A 24,156-nucleotide genomic window follows, 5' to 3' on the forward strand; every position below is an offset into this window, starting at 1 on the left:
CATATTCACATTAATTTTTACGCATTTTCTTTCTCTCATTTTTAACACACTCCTATGTAAATAAATTATCTATAAAGGATATATGGTTAAAAATGAAATTTAACAAAAAATTTTATAAAAAATTATTTTACACTATTAAGCACAATCAATTCCTTTTTCTTTTTCTCCACAATGTCTTCAGTTTTTTTCTTTATAAATTGCTAAAAATTCAATATTACGCTAGCAAGAGAAACAATGCAATTTTTAATTTTTCCTACATGCACTTTATAATAATAATTTTCTTTTCTATCCAACCATCCCTTACTGCTCCAAAATTTAAAGTCAGCAGAACATTGAGGTGCCTTTGAAAATGCTCTTTGCTGCATTTTGAAAGATAAAAGTTTAATAAACGATGGCTTTATAACGTCTGTATTAATTATCTTACTGTAGAACAAATCCGCTTGTTTATTTAATTTTTTCATTTCCTTTGTTGACTTTGCATCATCCCTTTCATGTACTGGAGCATAAGTTAATCCAACTTTTGCACAAGTTATAAATCCCATTGTACCAATTATGAAGGATAATATACTTCCCACAACTCCTAATCCCACCGCACCGGTAGATATTACTACCATTGCCTTCTTCCCATGAAAATCAGGTCGATGACATCTGTAAGCAAAGCGATCTAGAAAGTTCTTCATAATCCATGATACATTGTATGTATATACTGGCGATCCAAATATCACAGCATCAGCTTGTTTCATTTTTAATTCAAGATTATTTCTATCGTCCTTTAACGGACAATTTTCTTCGCCTTTTTCAATGCATATAAAGCAACCTTTGCAGGTATTAATATTAGTTTTGCTCAGTTGCACATATTCAAATTTAATTTCATTATTCTTTTCTGCTAATCTTTGTTCAATTAGTCTAACAGTCTTATAAGTATTACTATTTACTCTAGGGCTGCCAATTATCGCCAATATATTCATATTTCTTTCTCCCATAATATTTTTCACAATTTAAATTTATACAATTAAATATCGTTTAAATATATTATATTATTGGTCAGAGTTATATGCGGCACTTGTTATGACTGCAATTAAGTGGTGCCTGCAAAATGATGGATACTAACAATTAACTAATCATCCTCAGCTTTTTTTAAATTATCAGAAGTGTTTGATTATCTATGTGAATGAATAGTACTGTATTTGGTAAAGACGTATTCAGATAATGCAATTAGATATTCTATTCTTGAAAGTAAAGATACTCCCAACAATATGGGAGCAACTGTAATTAGTTTTTGCGTAATTTTTTCAACATATCATAACTCAATGTACGAAATACCTGGCAATACTTTCGAAATCCATCTTGTCCAATAATATAAATATTAGGCATATAGTCCATTCTCTTTTTTGAATATATAATACGTTCCAAGCCATTATCTATAGCTGTATGATTGCTTAAAGCCACATCTACCTTTTTACGTGTTGCTTCACTAATAAAGTAATCTAATGACTTGAGATATTGGATTACTTCATTCTTTGTCCATGGTGGTGTCGTCTCTCCCCATAGTGCTGCCATATGAATTTCTCCATCATCTTTTACAGGGAATATGTAGCTTAACCCTCCCGGAGTATGACCAGGGGTACCGTAAACATATATTGTTTTATCACCTAATGTTATGGTATCGCCATCCTGAACATAAACATCAATTTTGTAATCTTTCCAGGTTTCTGGTCTATCAGGCTTAGTTGGATGCTCCTCCCAAAAAATATCATCTACTTTAGAAAGGTATGTGCAAGCATGGTATTTCTCGACCAACCATCTCCCACATCCTGTATGATCAACATGTCCATGAGTCAAAACCAGTTTTTTTATTGTATCAGGATTCCAACCTACATCTTTAATCGCATCAACTATTGCCTCAAAAGCTTTTTTTGCCGGCCAAATAGCATCTATAACTATCAATCCTTCACTAGACTTTAATACAAAACAGTTCGTTTCTTTTTGTGCAACGATTAGCAAATCATCAAAAATCTTAGCATGAGTAAAAAATGACATGTCTTCCATTGCTTTGATTGTTTCTTTCGTAATAACTGGCTTATTTAATCTATTCATTTAATATACACTCCTCTGTACAAAATTAATTTCATAGCTGCACAGAGGATAAACGATTCTTGGGATGCATACGTAAGAATCTCTTCATGATGTCACCTTCTCTAAAAATTAAAATTTATCTTTATAAATTATAACATATTTTATAAACATTGGATTATTTTGTTTAACCAAATATTTTTATGCATAGAAAAAAAATACCTATGCTCTGTAAGTACCTATAAATAACTTATTCCATGAAAGTTTATAATATCACTTTACGAAATATATAATTCCACTAATTATTCATCTATTTTTAATATTTTGAATAAATACTAAGGATACCTTATGGCGTCAGCTTCACTGTTGAAAAAAACGCAAAATATGGTAGGATACAAATTTTGTTTATAAAAATAGAGTAGCTTTTACACTACTCTATAAAACTATTTTTTTGATTGTGCCTTAGTTATTGTTTATAATTAAGCACTTACTATAATTTGGCTTTCACTTACACCAGAAGCAACTAAAAATTCATCTTATCTACTGTCTTTTTTATTACTATTTAACAAAAATACCGTAGATTCAACTTTAAATAATACGGTATTTGAAAATTTAATATTTATTATTTATCATAATTTTATATATTCAGTAACAAAATCAGTAAAAAGAATGCCTTCTAAATGGTCAATTTCATGACAAAAACATTTTGCTAAATCTCCTGTACCTGTTAATATTATTTCTTCACCTTTTTCATTAAGTGCTTGTATTCTTACTATTTTGGGTCTTAATAATTTTCCAAATACATTAGGATTGCTTAGACATCCCTCAATAACTTCTTGACTACCTTCCTTGCTAATTATCTTTGGATTAACTAATTTTATAAGTCCTTGACCCATATCTATAACAACTAATCTTTTTAGTATACCTATTTGTGGTGCTGCTAACCCACCGCCATTTTCTTCATTATACATAGTTTCCGCCATATCATCTAGAATCTGCCGTATTTTTTCATCTACAATCTCAACTTCCCTACTTCTCTTTCTTAATATTTCATCACCAAAAAGTCTAATTTGCCTCAATGCCATTTAGATTGCCCTCCTACTTAGTTGTGCTCTTGATTTTCTTTCACTTTGTTCAAAAAGAAAAACTTCTTCTATAGAACAGTGAAATATTTGTGAAATATCGTAAGCTAACCATATAGATGGCTCATATTTTTCTGTTTCAATAGAATTTATTGCTTGCCTTGATACTCCTACAAGCTCTCCCAATTGTTGCTGTGTTAACCCAATAGCTTCACGAAATTCTTTTAATTTGTTTTTCATTAACAATCACTCCTGTAATGTTTACCTTACACAAAAGTATATTCTAATTTAACTTTCATATCAAGTTAACATTACATTGTAAGCACTCTAGTATTTAGTATAGTAAATTATAATTACAACTCATTTATTATTTTTTTGGGGATTGCATTCTTGCACTTAATTACATACTTAAACGTAAATAAATGCTTTCAATCAATCCACTTATTGCCGGAATCAAAGCTCTCCCACTTATAACAATAGCTATAGCTGGCAATATCTTTTTTGACTCTTTTTCAAATAGTGCAACTAATGCAAAAATAATTTAACGCTAAATATAAATTCAATTGCTCAAACATATATCCAATGTTTAATAAATAGTGTTCCTTTTCTTCACTATAAATCAGCAAACAGTATTCTCCACGTTTAGATGTAGTATTTTCTCTTGGAACAATCTTATATTTTATTTCTATTTCCTTACAAGCGGATTTAAGCTTTCTATTTTTTCATTTATGTACTGCAATTCTTCTTCTGAAAGTGTTAATGTATCATCAAATTGTCTAAATGACTTTCTTTTAAAAATCATATCATATAATTCATTCAATGTTGCAATCTCCTTATAATCTTTTCTCAACTCAAATGTTATTTGATTATAAAATTTTTTACAACATAAACGTTATCTTATTACCGAAACTCTGAATCGCCTCTCTAATACCTTCAAAAAATTACTATTCATCTCATTCTCCAACTAATCCACTTTCTCTCATCCTCTTAACAAACTTTTCAGATTTCTTATTGACCTTTTCCTTTAGAAAAATAGAAATTATTATTGAAATAAAAAAATATATAGATAACATTCCTGCATTATAGTATAAGGAGCTCCAAATAATTCCGCCTTCTGCTTCTCTCATTCCTCCTATAGCATAAGTAAAAGGAAGCATTGGACTTATATTTTGAAAAAACTTAGGTGTAAGCTGTATTGGAAAGGTTCCTCCTGATGCTGAAACTTGAAGTACCATTATAATCAAGGCTAAAGCCTTACCAACATTTCCAAATACGGAAACAAGCGTATAGATAATCATGATAAATACTAACCCTACATACATAGAAAATATTAAAAATACTATCAGACTTATAGCATAAGTTTTAATGATAAACAGGTTTCCTAAAACAATAATAACAGTCTGAAGTAATGAGAGCGTAGCAAGAGTTAAAAATCTACCAAAAAACATCTTTGTTGTTCCTAATCTTTTACCCTCTTCTAAAGGCTCTACATGTATAGACAATATAGAAAGCAGTGTAAATCCTCCCACCCAAATAGCTAGAGTGCTGTAAAATGGAGACATGGCTGATCCATAGTTAGGTATAGGAAATACTCTATTTTGCACTAGTTCAATTGGATTTGCCAGAAAATCACTTACATCTTTTGTGTTTTTATGTAAAAAGTCTGTAAGTTCATTAAATTTCTGATCATTATTCAAATTTTTAAACTTTTCAACATTACTATGAATAGTCTCTTGAGCCTGAGGAAATTTATCTTTAATATTTTTAAGCTGTGCTGCTCCTAAATCAGTACCAAGGTTTGCGTCTTTTAGTAAACTATTTATTAAAGGCATATTATTTTTTGCACTTTCTAAAAGCCCTAGCGAATTATTTGCCATATCGGTTGTATTATTTACCAGATTATTTATTTGTGGAGAAATAGTGTTATCAAAATTACTTATTGACTCATCCATAAGCTGAGATGTTTTATCTATATTTTGTATAGCAGAATTTATTACATCAGAAGAAATTGCATTACCACTACTTAGAGTACTTATAATATTATCCAGATTCAATTTATTTTGAACCAGCTGATCTCTAATATTTTGCATTTTGCTTATGAAATTAGAAAGCAAATTACTATGTAACATGTTATTTACAGACTGAAGTATATTTATATCATTATTAATAACAGAAATTGCATTGTTCAAATTATTAACTGAAGACTTTAGCGCCTCCTGCTGACCTTTAACATCTGTATTTATAGAATTATTAATGCTGCTTAGGTTATTTTTAACTGTGTCCGCATTAGCCTTTGCTCCAGCTAGATCAGTTCTTATATATGGAGATATGTTTTTTATTGTTCCATTGACTTTTCCAAAAAAATCATTACTGGATTTGATAACATTTTGAGCATTATTCAAGGAATTCGTTATATTAGGTACATTCTCCTGAATATTTTTTATGAAATTATTCATATCTACAGCTCCATTATATGCATTATTTATGCCCTCTCCGATTTGAGGAAGATTAGCATCTATATTACTTACCAGATTTATAAATTCCTCCAAATTAGGCTTAAGTTGCTCTAGTTCAACACCATAAGCGCTCATATAATTAAGCACAGTGTTACTTACTTCTTTAGTAACAGAACTAGTTATTTCACTTTGCAGCGTGGTTAGTCCGCTTTTTGTAATCTTAGGCGCAATAGCATTAATTTTTTCGTTAACTGCATAAATTAAGTTAGCTTTAGTAGGTTCGCCATTTGCTGTAATAGATAGAAGATTGCTTGAAAAATCTTCAGGTATGGTTATACTAGCGTAATACTTACCATATTTCACTCCACTTTCAGCTTCACTTTCATCAACAAAAGTCCAACCAATACTTTGATTATTTCTTAGTTTATCCACTACTTCATTACCCACATTGATTTCTACGCTTTGAATCTTAGAACCTTTATCATTATTTACTACTGCTACTAACAATCCTTTGGTGTTACCATAAGGGTCCCAAGATGCTATTATATTAATCCATGCATATAAGGCAGGAACAAAAAGCAATCCTGCTATTATAAGCATAAGAGGTTTATTAGATATTATTTTTTTTATATCCCGTTTATAAATTTTAAGTATTATACTCATAAACCTTTATATACTCCCTTTCTTGAATCTAATATTAATATGTTAATTTCATTGGATAAATCAAACATTCTAAAAAGATTATGTCTGACTTATATTTTCCACTAAAATATCAAATAATTCATAACAGAGTTAAAACAAAGGGATGGATAATATCTTAAAGACACCTTTATAAATATCACTCTGAATATTGTCATATTTATTTGCTTGTTTAAAATATTTATATTTTCTCAATACTATTTCAATTAATCAAGGATTTATGACAGGCACAAGACTTATCAAGTATTCTTAATATACTTTCAAGAAGATTTCGCTACAAAAATAACTATTCAAGCAGTAGTATTTTAATCAAAAAAATATCGCAATCAATATGCGATACTTTAATTTATTATTATTTATACCATTAAGAATACATTGAATATTAACTTCAGTTAGTTACTATAATTATAATTCTATATTATTTGAGTTATTTTGGAATAACAGGAACCCATAATTCGTGTCTTGGTTTATGTTTTGGTCCGTAAAAACATTCAATACATGGTAAGTTAGCAAATTCATAACCAGAGGTAGGAATCCATTCGGAATATAAACGCTTCCATGCATCTGTAATATTAGGGAAAACTGCCCAGGTACTTGGTGGAATAATAAGAGTTTCCATACCACTAGGAGCTTTGCCATCATACCTTACTCCCATAAAATAATCAAATTCTTCATCCATAATAGTAGCTTCTTTTCCACAAACGCCAAGAATACTTTCCAGCATGCATTTTGGATTCTCCCATGACATATCAATCAATTCCTGCGTAAATCCATCTTTTTTTGCATTGTTCCAAAGTGTAGGAATAGTTTTAAACGCTCTGCTTGTTTTCACTGATTTACTTTTTCCTACAATTCTCAATTCAAAATCGATATTTTCAATTCTGTACTCCATTTCCATATCTCCCTTAATTGAAATTTGAAAAGATATTCTTGGATAAGCTTTTAATTGAACTCCTTTTTGACGCGCATCGGATGGATTTATTCCATGAGTCTTTCGGAAAGCCCGTGAAAACGAATCAGCAGATTCGTATCCGTACTTAACTGCAACATCAATAATTCTAGTATTATTTTTTTGAATTTCAAATGCTGCATTCGTTAATCTTCTTCGTCTAATATATTCCGAAAGCGATATACCTGCAATAGATGAAAACATTCTCGAAAAATGATATTCCGAGCAATAAGCAGTTTGTGCAACTTCTGTGTAGTTTATCTTGCCATCAAGATTATTTTCAATGTAATCCAATGCCTTATTCATTCTTTCAAGCCAATCCATAAAATCGCTCCTCTCTATATTTAGTTTACCAAAAAAAGAAGTTGTCCAACCGACATTTGATGCACAAAAATATCGGTTGGAGCCATGCGTAAAATAAATATAATTAGCTTCATGTTTAATTATAGATGTTATTAATTCAGATACCAATATAGTCTATTGTTCTTTTATATTTTGCTAAAACAAATAAGATAGCCTTCATCTAACAAGGATAATAAGGGTTTAATTTTTTCAAAGCCATCATTTAGATTTTCTATTAAATTCAACTCCTAATGTCTCTCACAAAAAATTCTCCCTTGATATACAACTTATTACTTAATACTTTTTAGTATTGTATCAATATTATTATAATTAGCTCCAAGATCTTTAGCCTTAAGTATCTCTTCTTTTGCTAAATCAAACTTTTTCATATTATAATATACTATTCCCAGGCAATAATGCCCATCTTTTAAATCTAGCTGTTCTAAGTCCTTTGAATAGTTAACAGCATCATCATATTTCTTTAAATAGATATCTGAATTAACAATGCATTTTAAAGTATAAATTTTTATATTTTCAGATGGATTTAATTCCAAGATTTCCTTGGAAATTTTTTCGGCCTCTTTCCAATTTTGTGCATTAAAATATTGCTCTAGTTCTGTTACTAATCTTATTTCTTTACTTTGAGTATTATTAAAGCCCCAAAAAACTGTTGATGACGTTATTATAACTGCTAGTAATAAATAGACATATCTATTAAAATACCATAATCTCTTTTTCGATTCATTGAAAATACCTGCAAAAGTTAATCCGCCTATAAGCCCTCCCAAATGTGCAAAATTATCTATTCCTGATTTAGTAAATCCATAAAACAAGTTTATGCATATTATTCCAACAATGTTGTAGCCTAAGCCAGACTTAAATAATGCTGGTTTCTCTATACATATAAAAAGGATAGCTCCAAATAATCCGAAAATAGCTCCTGATGCTCCTGCTCCAGGATTCATATTAAATGCGAAACTAAATATATTACCTAAAATTCCGGCTGCAAAATATATAGCTATAAACTTGCCCTTCCCAAAAATTTTTTCAGCAAGTATACCGACTAAATATAATGAATAACAGTTTAAAGCTACATGAACTATGTTAACATGTAAAAATATTGGCGCTATAAACCTCCAATATTCTCCTTGTAATATATGTTCATTTTCTTTACTTCCAAATTCTAATAGCAGTGTATTATAATCTGTACCTGATTTCCATGAATATAACCCCATTAAAGCAAATATTAAAAGATTTAATGCAATTAATATGTACGTAATTACTGGTTTTTGACTCTTAAATTCAACCCTAGATTCCATTTTCTTTTTCTCTACAATGTCTTCAAAGCTTGCAGATGAATTATCAATTTTCTTATATTCACTAAAATACTTATTTAAATGTTCTTTTACTCCAAATTCATCTTTTTTAGTTTTGAAATGACTCATAACACTTTGCTTTTCAAGATTCACAACAATACTTCTTAAATATTTTCTGCCTGCTACTTTATTAACTTGGTTATCCTCAATAAGCTTGATTATCTCTATTGGTGGGTCATTTTGAAAAATGAATATTCCGAATGAATATACAAAAGTATTCTTCTTAGTATTAAGAAGACTTTGCTTAACATCTATAAAATATTGTTTTATTTCTTCTTCAGAAAACAAGTCCCCATTAATTAATTCCAACGCAATCATTGTGCCAAAATAATCTTTCATCATTATATTATCTTTTTCGTCTATTTTTACTTTATTCTCTTCATCACATAAAGGTATAAAATCCTTATATTGGGTAAAACTCTTCATTATTAATTCAATTTCATCTTTATACATATAATCCCCCTATCTCAATATTAAGAAATATAACTATATTTTACCACAAAATAAATATAAAGTGAGTGTGACATAGTCACTCCTTTTTACTTTATAAAAATTTATTCATTTGATATTGAACGATTTTCCTCAAAGATGAATATCATGTATTCGAAAGGGGCTGATTCAAAAATGGAATTAGATGGAGTTAACTATAGCAATAACATGCGAAATTTACAAGGCAAATGCCAAAAATACTTATACTGCGATGTTACTTTAATAATGTCAGATGGAAGCATATTTGATGGAATTATTGAAAATGCAGATCAAGACCGTATTGTAATGTTAGTTGGTGAGGATGCAATGGATCTAGATGATAATAATGATGATGAATATAATTATGATGAAAAAAGACAGTATGGGAATGTTGGATTTCATCATCGTCCACGAAGAAGATTTAGACGTTTTAGACGTAGATTTTTCCCGTTCGCTAATATAGCTGCTTTAGAATTATTATCATTCATTCCTTCACACCATCATCATCCTTATTAAGAAAGAAAGAGTATAAGGGTTAGGCTTATACTCTTTATATATTTTATGTTCAATTACTTTGACATTATTGAATAATGATATATTTAAAACTTTTATTTATTAAGAACATATTTTATTAATTACTACGTCAAATCTAAAGTTTATCTAATTTTAGTATGATACATGAATCACTTATCGTTAGTTTAATTTCAAACCTCATACAAAACTTTATACAATACTATGTGTAAAAATGAATAAATTTTATCAATATAGACAGCCTATAACTGTATATTTTATTAATAAAAGCGTATGGATGATTAACTTTACATTCTAGTATTGTGTAATTTCTTCATTTGATGAAAATCTGCATCCGTTAGTAGAATGGTGTAGTGAAAGTATTACAAATTAATAAAATTACTTTATACCTTTTTCAAAATCATTTTAATACCAAAACATATTAATAAAAATCCAACAAATATATTTAATATTTGTATTACACTAGTGGGTAAAAATATCTTAGTAAAACTTCCTATTAGATTAATTAGTGATAGAAAGAATATTGTAGATAATAATGCTCCAAAGCCAAAAGAGTAAACATCTTGCCTTTTTATATTTTCTTCAGTAATCTTTGTTGAAAATATACCCGCCCAAAAAATTATTGTCAAAGGATTTGATGAAGTAATGATAATTGCACTTGTAAGTGCATTAGTAGAAATGAAAATCCCCTGTATACTTAAGCTCGGTATAATTTCAATATTAAATTGATTTAAAATTGCGCCGAATCCAAAAATAAATAGAATTATAGAACCAAACATTTTTAAACATACCTTTATGTTCTTTTTATCAATTATTGAAGCTACACCAAGAATAGCAATAGTAATAAAAATCCCATCAACTAAAGCAACACCTAATACACTTATTTCTCCAGTATAAAATCCATTTAATGCTGCCATTTGAAATATAAATAAACAAACAGGTCCAATTGCAAATTGTAGCAGCATACCGAATTTAAAACCTTTAAAAATCATTTTATTACCTCTCAAATATTAATATCTTCCTTCAACGAAGAAAGAGCTATTATTGTATTTGATTTAATTACACCTTTTATATTTTTTAATATTTTTGATATAAAATGTTCTAAAGAATTTGTATCTTCTACGAGCACTTTTAATAAGTAATCATACTCGCCAACAACATGGTGACACTCTAATACAGAATTATATTGAACAATATATTTTCTAAATCCCTCTACATTTTCTGGCTTATCAATGTTAACAAAGACAAAAGCTAAGAGTCTAAAATTAATTTTGTCTCTATTAACTTTTATAGTATATTTTTCAATTATATCTGCTTCTTCCATCTTTCTTATTCTTTCTGCTACAGCAGGAATAGATAGATTTACTCTTTTACTTATTTCTGAAGATGATGCCCTACCATTTTCTTTTAAAACATCAATAATTTTTAAATCAATTGTATCCATAACATTTAACCACCTTTTAATTTATTTAATTAATGTTATTGTACAAATAAATTTAATTTAAATAAATAATTTCTAAAATTACAATAAAATATTAGTTATTTTTAATATTAACTTACAATATTTAAAGTTCATGCTACTAATTTTAGTATTAAACCTAAATATCTGTAACTGGTTAATTTTCTTTTTTCTATATCAAGTATCGAGTAAATCCATTAATCCTACATCCGTTTTTAGTATTACGCAAAAAATACCGCATAACATAATGCGATATTTTTATTAATCTCTAATATAATAATAATCCACGCCAGTAATTTAATAGTTATTCTAATTCTCTCTACGTAAATAATAAAACAGTTACACTTAATATAAATTGTATAATTGAAAATGGAGTCATTACATATTTTTCTTTTTTACTTTTTGTTAGAATTCCATTCCCTACAATTGCATATGCAAGGAATAAAGTATTCACTATTATAACTATCTTCATAAACATAGAGTTAAATCCCATATGTAATATATCACCTCTTTGCAAATAAGCCATACCAATAAAGGTAAATATACAAAAAAAAGTTCCACTTGTGAAACGCATTTTTTTTGGTAGTACTTTATTTTGCCCTCCAAGTACATATTCACCAAATGGAGCCCCAAATGTAATGGATAACTGTAATAAAGCCATTCCAAAAGTAATCACTGCACATATGAGTGAACTAACATAACCTATCATATTAACATCTCCTCGATTTTTTATATTGTATTTGTTAATATAATAAACCCTGTAGTATACTACCTAGTCAATACTCTTTTTATTTTATTTTTTTCTTTATTTCAATACAACTTCTTATATTATAATTCTCAATATTATATATAACCTTTTCCAATCCCCTTTTTAAACCACGCAAATCTTCAATTTTATTCTCAATTACTTCTATTTTCTTAAATATCATTTCTTTGAATAAATCATTTTGAGAATTCAGCTCTTCTTCCGGAAAAGAAATAATATTTTTTATTTCATTTAGAGTGAAACCAGAATCTTTTATTATTAAAATTACTTCCATTACTTCAATATGGCGCTTGGTATATATTTTATAACCATTTTCCTTTTTTTCAGGTAATGGTAATAATCCAAACTTTTCATAGTATCGAATTGTTTCCTTATTTACTCCTAGTAATTTAGAAATTTGACCAATTGTATATTCTTCCATTTATCCTCCATATAACTGCTTACGCTCCCAGTTTACAAGTGTTTACTATTTATAAATCAATTATAGCATATTGTGTATTTTAAAAATTTCATTTAGGAAAAATCAAAGCTATTCATCATGATGATAATGCATATCTAAGTACTATTGTTGATGAAGCTATCAGCTATTATTATGAATATCTTAAAACATCTCTATTTAATTATATACATATATTGAAGTTATTGTTATAATCGAAGAATGTATTAACTACAATTTATTCCGTAATTGTAAAAAGTTCAGATTTATCAAATTATTGCCAAGGAGAAAAGACTAATGGATATCATTAAGGGACAGAAGCAAGACCTATCAAGCATTCTTAATATAATTTCAAACTGTATAAAGTATATGGAAAGTCAAGGCCTATATTTGTGGGATGAATTTTATCCCAATTCAGGTATTATTGAAAATGATATTAAGCGTGAGGATTGTTACGTTTTAAAGACTAATGGAAAATGTGTAGCATATGTTGCAATAAATGAAGAGCAGCCACCTGAATACAGTCAAATAAACTGGATTAGCAATGGAAGAAAGGTGCTAGTTATTCATAGATTATCTGTTCATCCTGAATTTCAAGGAAAAGGTATTGCAAAAAAAATGCTAAAATTCATTGAAGATTTCGCTACTAAAAATAACTATTCAAGCATTAGGCTAGACGCTTATAGTGCAAATGAAAATGCACTTAGATTATATGAGAATTTTGATTATGCGAAAGTGGGACAATTTTATCTTCCAGTAAAAGAGTTACCTTTCTATTGTTATGAGAAAAATATTTAAACCACCTACTATGTTAATCCCACTTAGCTAGGCGCACAATTGGAATTTGGAGCTTAGATAAGAGGTAATAGTTATAAAGTTGAATAAATGCTAAGGATACCTTATGTTGTCAGCTTCACAGTGGAAAAACACGCAAAATAAGGTAGGATACAAATTTTGTTTATAAAAATAGAGTAGCTTTTACACTACTCCATAAAACTATTTATTTTCTTAATTGTGCTTTAGTTATTGTTTATAATTAAGCACTTACTATGATTTGACTTTCACTTACACCAGAATCAACTAAAAGTTGCTTAGTTGTTTCACTGCTTACATAAAATTTGGCTTTATCACAAAATCTAAATGCATCCATTCCTATACTTGTTACACTATTAGGAATTTTTACACTTGTTAAATTAATACAACCTTGAAATTCAAACTGATTTATGCTTGTTATACTGCCCGGAATTATTATGCTTTTTAAATTAGTACATCCATCAAATGCAAATGGATCTATACTTTTTACGCTATTAGGAATGACTATGCTTGTTAGATTACTACAGTTCATAAATACTATAGATTCTATACCTGTTGTACTATCTGGGATTGTTACGCTTGTTAAATTCTTGCAGGCAGACGCTGATGTAAATCTTATACGTTTTATCTCAGTATCATCAATTTTGTTTGGTATCACTACTGAACTATCAGAACCGGTATATTCTACTATTGTTCCAGTTGATTTATCAAATTTAAAACTTCCACTTGTTGTAAGTTCTGTCCTCGCACCACTATCATTTAGATAATATCCATCAATTGTTGTATCTTTAGCCATGTAACCTTTAGAATCAAAATAGTACCATTTAGAATCAATTAACCTCCAACCTGTAGCCCATGAATTTCCTTCTTTATACCACCAACCTGTAGGATTTTGTTTCCATTCTGCACTTGCTCCTATTGGATTTAGTGCTAATACCGAAGCTGCAATTAATGAACTCGCTATTACTTTTTTCAATCTAAAACTTCTCATTCTTTACCCCCTATGTAATTTATTGTATTTTATAACATAATATATAATTATATCATATTTTTTCAATAATACATTTATTATTATTACTAAAAACTACATTTGTAAAAAATCAAAAATATTAGCCTGAATAATTAATTCTGTGCCTATATCCTTCCAATTCTTTTTTATATTCATCTGTCTTATGTCTAACAAAGTGGGTATTTATATTGAACTATCTAAGATCATGGGCATTTTCACGCCCCAATCTGCTTTACTATGACATAATATTAATATCTTTTTTACTTTATGGCAGCATACAATCCCAAATAAAACTATTATTTGGACAAACAGGTTTAATTAAATGCTATAATTGGATATATATTACCAATACATAGGAGGCTCAGAGATGAAAAAGAAATTAGCTAAACTAATCCTGATTATATCAATATTGATAACTATTTTTTTGTTAACTTTTATTCCTCATAAATTAGTAGATATTTCATCAGACGATGTATCATCAATATACATTTTTTGTGGAAGGAACGGAACTCATATTGAAATTACAGATAGGGACACAATAAACCATATAATAAATAATTTGGATTCAATAACCTTTCAAAAGGATAGTTTTAATTTTTTTAGAATGGGGTATGCATATCGAATTACTATTTATACACACAAGTACATTCCATATAGAGAATTTATTATTAATTCAGATACCAATGTAGTCTATTGGGGTTTTTTATATTATGCTAAAACAAACAAGATTAATTATGAATTTATTCAAAGTTTATTTAGTTAGATAAAAGCACCCCAAAATTCAATTTTGAATAATGCGGTGCTTTGAATAATTTTTCGTTTTTTATCATTCTGATGTAAAATATAAAAAATACGTATTAACCTAACTATGCATCATACTTATGCTATACATGGTATGAATAATGCGAAAATACCACTATATCCGAAAAATTCATGTATTTAACATCCGTAAAAATAAGCTTATACATCACCTATCAAATCTACATCAAATGGTGTTTCTTGGTACACATAGTAATTCAACCAATTATTATAAAGTAGATTTCCATGGGCTCGCCATGAAACTATAGGTGCTTGATTAGGGTCATCCTCTTTGAAATAATTCTTCGGAACCTCAATTTTTTCTCCTTTTTGTAAATCTCTAAGATACTCATTTTTCAGAGTAAAAGGTCCATATTCTGAATGCCCAATAACAAAAATCTGTTTCCTATCTTTTGACATAATAATGTTAACCCCAGATTCTTCAGATTCTGAAACAACCTGTAATTCACTCACTCCTTCAATATCCTCTCTTTTTATTTCAAAATACCGTGAGTGTGGTACAGAGTATTCGTCATCAAACCCTCTTAATAAATCAATGTTTTCAACTGTTGGATGATGTCTAAACACGCCAAACATCTTTTCTTCAAGCGTACGTCTAGGGATGCCGTAATGATAATACAGACCTGCCTGGGCTCCCCAGCATAAATGAAAGGTGCTTGTAACATTGGTTTTAGACCATTCCAATATCTTTTTTAGTTCATCCCAGTAAATTACTTCGTCAAATTCCATTTTTTCAACCGGGGCTCCTGTGATAATCATCCCGTCAAATTTCTCACCCGATATCTCTGAAAATACTTTATAAAACGTCGATAAATGTTCTCTGGAGGTATTCTTGGAATCATAGCTTTCCATATGAATAAAAATCACTTCTATTTGAAGCGGCGTGTTAGAAAATGCCCTAAGCAAATCTAGCTCAGTGTCTTCCTTAAGCGGCATTAGATTCAAAACCAAGATTCTTAGCGGACGTATATCTTGATGGAATGCTCGACTGTTGTTCATTATAAAAATGTTTTCCTGCTCCAATAACTGTTTTGCTGGTAAATTATCAGGGACTTTTACTGGCATTTTACCACTCCTTTAACTCTCATTTAGATAAATAATCAGAACTTCACTATTTATCACCAACGTTACTTAATAACTTGTAAATATACAATATTATACCATCAAATTGTATAAGCAACAAATGTATCCGATAACTTTTATACATTTTTCTCAACCCGTTATTCAATTTTCATATAAATTATCAATGTGCCTTACTTCTTCTCCAAATTTTAGTATTCTGTAGAAACAAAATCGCAAATTCAATCTCTTGAATAATTCAATATTGGCAAAGTTATTTCCTTTTATAATTGGTATTTTCATTTAGATATTTTATAAAATTTTTACTTATCTCTATCTTCTTATTATAATTCTCTATAATAGATATAATATCAGATATTCTAGCTGTAGATAGTAGTATAGATAGTGGTGTAGATTTTACTCGGAGCTTTAATATCTCTTGGCCATGATTACCAAAAAATATGCTATATAAGACGCCATACTTCTTTCCTCTATATGATTCTTGAACTAATTTTATATCCAATTTTTTTATTGCTTTAAACAAAACTGTCTCTTTAGAAAAAATATTGCTAGTTTCTATTCTATCTGTATAAACGCTAACATGATTAGTATATATATAAACTGTTACTGCTAACATAATTAGTTCAGCAAATAGAAAAAAGCAAATAAAGCCTATATTTTTTATGCAAATTATCATTAAAATTGGGAACACACAAAGAAGAATAAATAAAGGCATAAATATAAGCTTAACTGCCATATTATAGTCTGTAAGAATAGGTTTTTCTTTTTTCAATATATATCAGCCTCCTTTATTGTTATAATATAATTTATAAAAATTTTAATTATAATTTTTACTTATATTTTATCTAAACATCCATCTATTATTTCTAATATAACAATATTATGAGTTGATAATTGTAAAATTCCGGCTCACTTTCTATGTAAAATGAATTTCTGATGTGGATAGTTAAATTTAGTTACAAGTTCATCTTCTTCGAATCCACATTTTTTATCTCCCCTTATATCATCTTCTCTAAATGTTGTAACTGATATATCTATGTTATTAGGAAATAATTATAACTCTTATTTCTTACAGTCTTTTTTATAATAGGTTATGCTCAGACCTATATAAATTACTCCAAGAAAAGCAAAAGAAATTCCCCTTAAATATTCTTTATCAATTAGATTCATTATTGCTACAAATAAAAAGCACATACTTGAAAGCAACCATAACTTCCATGTTTTTATGTTCACAATTTCTCCTCCTCATAATATGATATATTCCATTGAAGTAAATCTAATGCCGTCTACAGTTTATTCAGTATTGGTATCCTTAAATCCAAGGTGATGATATATTTCTATTGCATACGGGGATGAATTCACTGTAATACTCTTAATGCTTTTATTAGATTTACAATATTCAACTAATGTTTGAAATAAATTCTTTGCTATGCCTTTCCTTTGGTACTCTTTCTTCACAAAAAACATAGAAATATGATTATTGTCTCTGATTGCAATAACCCCTTTTAAATCACCTGAAATAAAACAACCCCAAAACATCATTTGTCCATTATCAAGCTTTTGAGTTATTGATTCATAACAAATAAACTCCTTGAACGTATTAACGCCTTGTTCAGAATAATCTGGTGCTTCAAATTCTTGAAAAACACTCCATATTAATTCAAGAGCATTTTTCATATCACTTTTTTGTAATTTTGCTATCTCCATATTATCCCTCATTCATATATAGTAGTCAAAATTACTGGCTGTCATTTAGTATACAAAACAATATAAATAATTAGGGTTTTTTATAAAACTTTTGTCTGTCCAGTATAAGTTAAGATAGCAATTTTTAATCTAAAATTGCAATTGCTCTAATAGGGGCCCCATCAGAATTTTCGTATTTTAAAGGAAGAGCACAGAATGTAAATAAATCACTTCCTACAACCCCTAATCTAGTGAGATTTTCAATAACAACAATATCTGTTTTATGAAAAAGTTGTTTATGAATTTTTAAGTTTACATCTGAAATAGGATCGATTCCAATAACATCTAAACCAACACCTTTTTTCTTACTATGAATTAAATATTCAGCAACTTCTTCTGTAATATATGGATAATTTCCAAAATATGCACTAGTGCCCCAGCGCTCATCCCAGCCTGTGTAGAATAAGATATACTCTGCCTTATCTGCCTTTTCTTTTACTCTTTTAATGTATTCCATAGTAATCCTTTGACCATCTTGTAAATCACTACAATCAATAACCAATCCTTTTCCTACAAATTGTTCAACTGGCAATGAATCTAAAGTGGCTCTTTGATCAAATAAATGTGCTGGTGCATCCATATGAGTTCCTGTATGTGAAAACATTGTGAGCAAGGTTTCCTTAAAACCATCTTTCTCATATGTATTTGCAATCTCCAACTTTGGACATTCTGTCCCTGGATAAACTGGCATATTTTCTGATATAGTATGCGTTAAATCAATTATTTTCATAATGTTTTTTCCTTCCTAATCTAATATTAATAATAAGCTTAACAACATTGCCAATCGTATTCTACTTTTGAAAAGTCTCTATTTTTCAAATCTTCTTCACTAATAAAAAAATTGCAGTTTCCAGCATCACCAAACATAATTCCACATTCATCTTCCACATCTAATTGTAGTAGTAAAATATTGTTTTCATTATAATAAGCAGGCTCTGACTGAACAAAATATGGATATCCTCCAACTCTACTACCTGCTCCATCAAACTCGTCCCACATTTTTTCTTCTTGCTCTTCATTAAAAGATTTTTCATTAAATAAATCATCAAAACTTTCGCAGCAACAAGTCATTGGCATTTCTCTCACTTCAAAATGCATTTTACCATTTTTATTAAATGGTAATAATTCTTCATAATCTTCTTCATATGGATTTTTATTAATTAACTTATTCTCATCTGTTGTATACTTCTCAATATATATAACTTTACAGGGCCCATTATAGCCATAACTGTCATCGTTGTTAACAAAGAATTGTAGTAAGCCTTTTTGAGGCATATTTTCTAATTCAGCTAAATCTTCTAAATTTATTTGTGCGAAAAATACCATCGACTTTCCTTCTATATCTAGAGGGTATTCTTCTAAATTTTCAAGATAAGGGCATCCCCCTAATTTACTTTCCCATGGTTTTGTGTCTTCTGCTGAAAAAGTAATTTCATTGCTTTTGCGAATTGATTTCCTAATAATTTCTTCGTATTCCTTAAATAATTCTGGTACCTCATACTTCATTATTCTAATCTCCTTATAAAACATATAAATTCATTTCTTAGTTGTATTTTCATTTATTATTTCCTATTGATTTAAACAAATTGCATTTTACCATAATCAAATTTCCAGTGATCAAAATAAAACCATCTGTTCATATATTCAGTATTTTCTTTTACTAACTCAATGATATATTCTTTATTAAATATCTTATTTAGCATAATAATTTCATATTCAAACCTATATTTTCTTGAATCATAATCAGCTTCATATTTCCAATTTTCTTTTAAAAGCTTTCTGCTGCTGCATTCTATTTTATTTCCAATTTTCCGAATAATATTTTTCAAAAAATGAAATTTTGCTTTATCATAATTAGATTCAGGAAGTTTATCACTTATAATATAACTTCCTCTATCACAGTACACACTATAGAATCCACAATCTTTTTTATAGCCGCAACTTTGATCCCAATTAGAATCTAAAACTACATTTACATAATAAAAATATTCTTCAGGGAACTTTAACTCATCACAGATATTTATTATTTCATCTTTGAATTTTTTCCATTTGGAGCTTTCTTCATCTGTCATCTTATATTTATACAACTGAGCTGGCATGTAAATATTTTTAGGATCCGTCAAAGCATTATCATCTCCTTTAAATATCAAAATTACTGTTGCTTTTTTCTTATTTCACTTTCTATTGCAATTAATATAGTATAAAATATCTTACCAATAATCACACATAAAATTATTTTAAATATTTCTTATATTCCTATAAATATTTTTTCATCATATCTATTTTTCCTTACTAAAATTAACAGCCCAGAGTTACTGAAGTATGAGATGCGCCTAACTTAAAATAATAATGCTATTATAATATCTATAATAAAAATAAACTTGATAGCAGGGGGAATATTAAATTTAGGCGCCGACTTCTGCATCGGTGCTTGTACTCCTACTAGTATTTTACTACTATCTATCTTTGAATTTGAATGAAGGATAAGTTGTTTTATTTTTTCACTTTCAACATAAAAAGTAGCTTGTTCACATCCCAAAAATGCATTGTTTCCTATCTTTGTTACATTGTTTGGGATTGCTATACTTGTTAAGTTTTTGCAATTACCAAATGCCCACTCATTTATGCTTGTCACATTATCTGGTATTGTTATGTTCGTAAGATTATTACATCCATAAAATGTCCAAGCACTTATGCTTGTTATACCATTAGGAATTTTTATGTTGGTTAAACTTTCACAATTCTCAAATGCACCTGATTCTATACTGGTTGTATTATCTGATAATGTTATGTCTTCCAATTCTTTACAACCATCAAATGTATTTCTATTTATAACTATTACGTTCTTTGGGATTACTATGCTTGTTAACTTATTACAGCCACTAAAGGCTCTTATTCCTATACTTATTACATTATCCGGAATTTTTATATTTGTTAGGCCATCACATTGATTAAATGCATAATCTCCAATACTTGTAATGTTATCTGGCATTACTATACTCCCTAAATTACCACAATTGTAAAATGCATAATCTCCTATAAGTTTTATGTCAATACCTCCAATTTCTTTTGGAATTACTAGTGGAATTACTTTACTTGACGGGCTGCGTAAAGAATTTGATTTACGACATCTCACTAGAGTGCCCGTTGATTTTTCAATTTCATATCCATCAACTTTTATACACTCTCTCCCAACTCCATTTTCACCTAAATACCAACCATCAATATCTTTGTCTTTAACCATATACCCGTCTTTATCGAAATAATACCACTTTTCGTCAATCGTTCTCCAGCCTGTCGCCCATGAATTCCCTTCTGTATACCATTTACCTCTAGGACTTTCTTTCCATTCAGCACTTGCTCTTATTGGATTTAATGCTAATACTGAAGCTGCTATTAATATACCAGTCATTACTTTTATTAATTTTATTTTACACATTTTATTATCCCCTAACCCCTATGTAAGTTAATTAACTTGCTTGCTTTAGTCTTCATAATCTCTATCAATATTATTCACTGTTTCCTCATTTGCTGTGTTTGCAAACTGTATTATGGTATCCTTTTTTAAGGATATTCTTGTCTCAGCAAGATCATTTTGTTACTGATTTCATACATATTAAATTTCCCACTAAGCTCTATTTTTTCTATTGGCTTACGACAATGTCAAATGTAGTTTGTGTTCCATTAACATCTATAGTAACAGTAGTATTTCCTGGTTTATACACTAGAATTTTAGGATGAAGTTCATTGATATAACCATCCTTTAAACTAACATCAACTCCTGCATATGCAATGCTTTCATCAGTAGATTTAGACATTATTACAAGGCTCGGAAGCAATGATCTATCAGTATCAGTCCCACTTACCTTAATGTTTCCTAATTGAACAATTTGCTTAGGTTTACAATATAAAGTTTTTCCTTTTGTTTCTACTTGCAGTTTTGTTATATCTTTTGTTGCCTTAATTCCTTTCCCGTAGACTATTTCACCATTTGAGTCAACTTCACTTATTTCCATCATATTACTATCATCTAACAACACTTTCTGATTATCAGTACTTGATTTTGTTATCATGACACCATAAGGCAGTTCATTCATTAAATTACCATAACTAACTTTTATACACTTTCCATCATTGCCATATAGGAACTTTGCTCCATAAGTTGAAGTAACTGCAACACATTTTAACATCACTCCATTTTTATCAAAGGCATATGATTCTCCATCTATGTTCCATGGTCCAGCAGCAAAACTTTTATCCATTCTAAAATAAGTTTTCCCATTGTCATCAAACCAACTATATTTAGGACTTCCTTCAAATTTTTCTCTTGAAGGTAAAATGCTGTTAGGCACTAATTCGTCGTCTACAATAGTGTCACATAATAATGCACCATTTTGATCAAATTCATATATAGAATTCTTGATTTCTACTTTTCCAACTGCCATGCTTCCGTCATTTTTAAGATAGTAATATTTTTCTCCATCCATGATCCATCCAGTTACCTTTTTTCCATCATTCCCAAAATAGTACCATATACTATCTTTTTGATTCCAGCCAGTAGTAGGGTGAGACTTTTCTATCATAGTTACTCCAGCAACATCTGTATGCCCAAAATTCGCTAATCCCCATATAACCCTTACCATCATTAAAGTTGCTGCAATATATAAAGCCACTGTTATTTTTTTAATCATTATATTTTCCCCTCAAATTTATTTTTTCATAAATAATATAGCAAAATGCCATGAATCCATTTCTGAATTTACGGCATTGCAAAAAATTTTAGTTAAATATTTAAAATAGTTTCACAGAATTTTACCAGGTAATCCACCCATAAGTTCTATAATCACGAAGCCTAATTCTATAGTATGCCTCATTATATAGTTCTTTTTTTAGCTTTCTTCTAAAATTTCGCTTAGTATAATACCTTACGAACTTAGATTCATGTCTGTAGATACTTTTAGTATTGTTGTGATGCCTATAGTCTTGAAATGCTTCCTTTCTGGGATCTCTATAACATTTTTCTGTTTTATACATTCTTTGCATATTTTGAATGTACTGCTTTTCCTCCCATAATAGTATTTCTTGATTTAAATCATTCATTTCCATCCCTGGCACAGACTTTAAATTTACCTTGCGGCAATATTTCCGTACCTAGAATAGATTCATACGATATAAATTCATAAAATAAAAATTTCACTCCAATCGAAATTAAATCTAACACCATTTTTATATAATTATAGCATATATTTCTAAAATTTAAAATTATTTAACAAACTTGAGCATAATTCCTTATTATTAATATCTTTTGATAATAAGTCTTTCTAATACACTTGAAGCTTTTCATTTTATAATTATTTTTAGTCAAAAAAAAGGTACACTAAGTATTTATACTTAATATACCTTTAAAAATAATTATACTCGTAAAAATTTTTCATAGGTCTCTATTTTATCCTCTCTATTGTTTTTCCTTATCCATCTATTATAATCTAAAATAACTTCTTCTATTGTTTTTAATTCTAATTTAGTGTTATTTTTTCTTTTCATTTCTGCATACATATTGATTTTGATTATATTTCCCATTTCTTATCACCTCCATCTTGATATAGGATATTATTAATTTTTTGTGATTATTGCAAGCATTATTATCATTTTGCTTATATCACCGATAACGATTACTCTTTCTAATAACTATATTACAATAAATTTTTGTCAATTATTTGTCATTAGAGAACGTTTTCTTAAAAATTTTTATTCAATCCTTCTCATCTGAATTCAACTATACATAAAAATATATTTTAGAAAATAAATAGAAGCAAATGCCACTTTTGCAGTCATAAATTATCCAGAAAGGCTGTTGCATTGCAACAGCCTTTCTTTAATAGATAACTACATATTTAATTTTTATCCGATAGCTAGCATCCGTAACACTCCCACTGTATATGAAACTCCTCTGTCTAAAGTCAGATGAGTAAGCGATTCACACTAAATCATAGATTTAGGTTCTCTGCTTAAGTGGGAGATAACGGCTGCACGCTCCTGGACTAGGTGCCCC

The 24,156-nt window shown here is 28.9% G+C and carries 27 protein-coding genes; 3 read left to right on the top strand and 24 right to left on the bottom strand.

The features are described from left to right. Positions 1 to 200 precede the first annotated feature (200 nt). From COL3_RS01570 to COL3_RS01610, 8 genes are all read right to left on the bottom strand, one after another. The gene (locus COL3_RS01570) at positions 201 to 968 is read right to left on the bottom strand and encodes a flavodoxin family protein (RefSeq protein ID WP_008422713.1); all 768 of its coding nucleotides are present in this window, start codon (positions 966 to 968) and stop codon (positions 201 to 203) included. 304 nt (positions 969 to 1,272) lie between these two features. Continuing rightward, positions 1,273 to 2,097 carry an MBL fold metallo-hydrolase gene (locus COL3_RS01580; RefSeq protein ID WP_008422711.1) on the bottom strand — a complete coding sequence of 275 codons (825 nt, stop codon included), beginning with the start codon at positions 2,095 to 2,097 and terminating at the stop codon, positions 1,273 to 1,275. Between the two features lie 605 nt (positions 2,098 to 2,702). After that, a complete protein-coding gene (def, locus tag COL3_RS01585) occupies positions 2,703 to 3,158 on the bottom strand; it encodes a peptide deformylase (RefSeq protein WP_008422710.1) in 456 nt (151 codons plus the stop codon). Beyond that, positions 3,159 to 3,395 (bottom strand): helix-turn-helix transcriptional regulator, encoded by a 237-nt coding sequence (locus tag COL3_RS01590; protein ID WP_008422709.1) that lies wholly within the window; start codon positions 3,393 to 3,395, stop codon positions 3,159 to 3,161. It abuts the gene before it with no gap. Positions 3,396 to 3,840: 445 nt separating this feature from the next. Beyond that, a complete protein-coding gene (locus COL3_RS29495) occupies positions 3,841 to 3,975 on the bottom strand; it encodes a hypothetical protein (protein WP_278286610.1) in 135 nt (44 codons plus the stop codon). A 133-nt stretch (positions 3,976 to 4,108) separates the two neighbouring features. Further along, entirely contained in the window at positions 4,109 to 6,274 is a 2,166-nt protein-coding gene (locus COL3_RS01600) for a YhgE/Pip domain-containing protein (RefSeq protein WP_008422708.1), read from the bottom strand. Positions 6,275 to 6,737: 463 nt separating this feature from the next. Beyond that, positions 6,738 to 7,583 carry an AraC family transcriptional regulator gene (locus tag COL3_RS01605; RefSeq protein ID WP_008422707.1) on the bottom strand — a complete coding sequence of 282 codons (846 nt, stop codon included), beginning with the start codon at positions 7,581 to 7,583 and terminating at the stop codon, positions 6,738 to 6,740. A gap of 308 nt (positions 7,584 to 7,891) precedes the next feature. Beyond that, complete coding sequence (locus tag COL3_RS01610) at positions 7,892 to 9,430, bottom strand: rhomboid family intramembrane serine protease (RefSeq protein WP_008422706.1); 1,539 nt, start codon at positions 9,428 to 9,430, stop codon at positions 7,892 to 7,894. Positions 9,431 to 9,601: 171 nt separating this feature from the next. Between COL3_RS01610 and COL3_RS01615 the strand changes: the two genes are divergently transcribed. Further along, the gene (locus COL3_RS01615; protein ID WP_035283199.1) at positions 9,602 to 9,961 is read left to right on the top strand and encodes a hypothetical protein; all 360 of its coding nucleotides are present in this window, start codon (positions 9,602 to 9,604) and stop codon (positions 9,959 to 9,961) included. Positions 9,962 to 10,359: 398 nt separating this feature from the next. Here the strand turns inward: COL3_RS01615 and COL3_RS01620 are convergent, their stop codons facing one another. From COL3_RS01620 to COL3_RS01635, 4 genes are all read right to left on the bottom strand, one after another. After that, positions 10,360 to 10,968 (bottom strand): LysE family transporter, encoded by a 609-nt coding sequence (locus COL3_RS01620; protein WP_008422704.1) that lies wholly within the window; start codon positions 10,966 to 10,968, stop codon positions 10,360 to 10,362. Positions 10,969 to 10,979: 11 nt separating this feature from the next. Next, positions 10,980 to 11,420 (bottom strand): Lrp/AsnC family transcriptional regulator, encoded by a 441-nt coding sequence (locus COL3_RS01625; RefSeq protein WP_008422703.1) that lies wholly within the window; start codon positions 11,418 to 11,420, stop codon positions 10,980 to 10,982. Between the two features lie 334 nt (positions 11,421 to 11,754). Then, entirely contained in the window at positions 11,755 to 12,144 is a 390-nt protein-coding gene (locus COL3_RS01630; RefSeq protein ID WP_008422701.1) for a hypothetical protein, read from the bottom strand. Between the two features lie 79 nt (positions 12,145 to 12,223). Continuing rightward, positions 12,224 to 12,622, bottom strand: coding sequence for a MerR family transcriptional regulator (locus tag COL3_RS01635; RefSeq protein WP_008422700.1), 399 nt, complete (start codon positions 12,620 to 12,622; stop codon positions 12,224 to 12,226). 312 nt (positions 12,623 to 12,934) lie between these two features. Here COL3_RS01635 and COL3_RS01640 point away from each other — a divergent pair, with 312 nt between their 5' ends. Then, on the top strand, positions 12,935 to 13,435 hold the full coding sequence (locus COL3_RS01640; RefSeq protein WP_008422698.1) for a GNAT family N-acetyltransferase: 501 nt from the start codon (positions 12,935 to 12,937) through the stop codon (positions 13,433 to 13,435). A gap of 238 nt (positions 13,436 to 13,673) precedes the next feature. On the opposite strand, the gene COL3_RS01645 is transcribed toward COL3_RS01640, so the two are convergent. Further along, positions 13,674 to 14,441 (bottom strand): leucine-rich repeat domain-containing protein, encoded by a 768-nt coding sequence (locus COL3_RS01645; protein ID WP_008422695.1) that lies wholly within the window; start codon positions 14,439 to 14,441, stop codon positions 13,674 to 13,676. A 385-nt stretch (positions 14,442 to 14,826) separates the two neighbouring features. On the opposite strand from COL3_RS01645, the gene COL3_RS01650 reads away from it, so the two are divergent. Then, a complete protein-coding gene (locus COL3_RS01650) occupies positions 14,827 to 15,222 on the top strand; it encodes a hypothetical protein (protein ID WP_008422693.1) in 396 nt (131 codons plus the stop codon). A gap of 197 nt (positions 15,223 to 15,419) precedes the next feature. Here the strand turns inward: COL3_RS01650 and metA are convergent, their stop codons facing one another. From metA to COL3_RS28505, 11 genes are all read right to left on the bottom strand, one after another. Beyond that, the gene (metA, locus tag COL3_RS01655; protein WP_008422692.1) at positions 15,420 to 16,343 is read right to left on the bottom strand and encodes a homoserine O-succinyltransferase; all 924 of its coding nucleotides are present in this window, start codon (positions 16,341 to 16,343) and stop codon (positions 15,420 to 15,422) included. A gap of 268 nt (positions 16,344 to 16,611) precedes the next feature. Then, the gene (locus tag COL3_RS01660; RefSeq protein WP_008422690.1) at positions 16,612 to 17,130 is read right to left on the bottom strand and encodes a hypothetical protein; all 519 of its coding nucleotides are present in this window, start codon (positions 17,128 to 17,130) and stop codon (positions 16,612 to 16,614) included. 290 nt (positions 17,131 to 17,420) lie between these two features. Further along, on the bottom strand, positions 17,421 to 17,591 hold the full coding sequence (locus COL3_RS28500; protein ID WP_008422688.1) for a hypothetical protein: 171 nt from the start codon (positions 17,589 to 17,591) through the stop codon (positions 17,421 to 17,423). 60 nt (positions 17,592 to 17,651) lie between these two features. Continuing rightward, positions 17,652 to 18,065 carry a GNAT family N-acetyltransferase gene (locus tag COL3_RS01665; RefSeq protein ID WP_008422686.1) on the bottom strand — a complete coding sequence of 138 codons (414 nt, stop codon included), beginning with the start codon at positions 18,063 to 18,065 and terminating at the stop codon, positions 17,652 to 17,654. A gap of 124 nt (positions 18,066 to 18,189) precedes the next feature. Beyond that, the gene (locus tag COL3_RS01670) at positions 18,190 to 18,834 is read right to left on the bottom strand and encodes a cyclase family protein (protein ID WP_008422684.1); all 645 of its coding nucleotides are present in this window, start codon (positions 18,832 to 18,834) and stop codon (positions 18,190 to 18,192) included. Between the two features lie 38 nt (positions 18,835 to 18,872). Beyond that, positions 18,873 to 19,610 (bottom strand): DUF1963 domain-containing protein, encoded by a 738-nt coding sequence (locus COL3_RS01675; RefSeq protein WP_008422682.1) that lies wholly within the window; start codon positions 19,608 to 19,610, stop codon positions 18,873 to 18,875. A gap of 71 nt (positions 19,611 to 19,681) precedes the next feature. Beyond that, positions 19,682 to 20,254, bottom strand: coding sequence for a hypothetical protein (locus tag COL3_RS01680; RefSeq protein WP_143327520.1), 573 nt, complete (start codon positions 20,252 to 20,254; stop codon positions 19,682 to 19,684). 188 nt (positions 20,255 to 20,442) lie between these two features. Continuing rightward, on the bottom strand, positions 20,443 to 21,543 hold the full coding sequence (locus tag COL3_RS01685; RefSeq protein WP_008422677.1) for a leucine-rich repeat protein: 1,101 nt from the start codon (positions 21,541 to 21,543) through the stop codon (positions 20,443 to 20,445). 205 nt (positions 21,544 to 21,748) lie between these two features. Beyond that, the gene (locus COL3_RS01690) at positions 21,749 to 22,795 is read right to left on the bottom strand and encodes a cell wall-binding protein (protein WP_008422676.1); all 1,047 of its coding nucleotides are present in this window, start codon (positions 22,793 to 22,795) and stop codon (positions 21,749 to 21,751) included. A gap of 121 nt (positions 22,796 to 22,916) precedes the next feature. Further along, positions 22,917 to 23,204 carry a hypothetical protein gene (locus COL3_RS01695; RefSeq protein ID WP_008422673.1) on the bottom strand — a complete coding sequence of 96 codons (288 nt, stop codon included), beginning with the start codon at positions 23,202 to 23,204 and terminating at the stop codon, positions 22,917 to 22,919. Positions 23,205 to 23,516: 312 nt separating this feature from the next. Continuing rightward, positions 23,517 to 23,684 (bottom strand): hypothetical protein, encoded by a 168-nt coding sequence (locus tag COL3_RS28505; RefSeq protein WP_008422671.1) that lies wholly within the window; start codon positions 23,682 to 23,684, stop codon positions 23,517 to 23,519. Between the last annotated feature and the right edge of the window lie 472 nt (positions 23,685 to 24,156).

Origin of the sequence: Clostridium sp. LS, from assembly GCF_002760435.1 — a bacterium.
In the GTDB taxonomy this organism is placed as follows: domain Bacteria; phylum Bacillota; class Clostridia; order Clostridiales; family Clostridiaceae; genus Clostridium.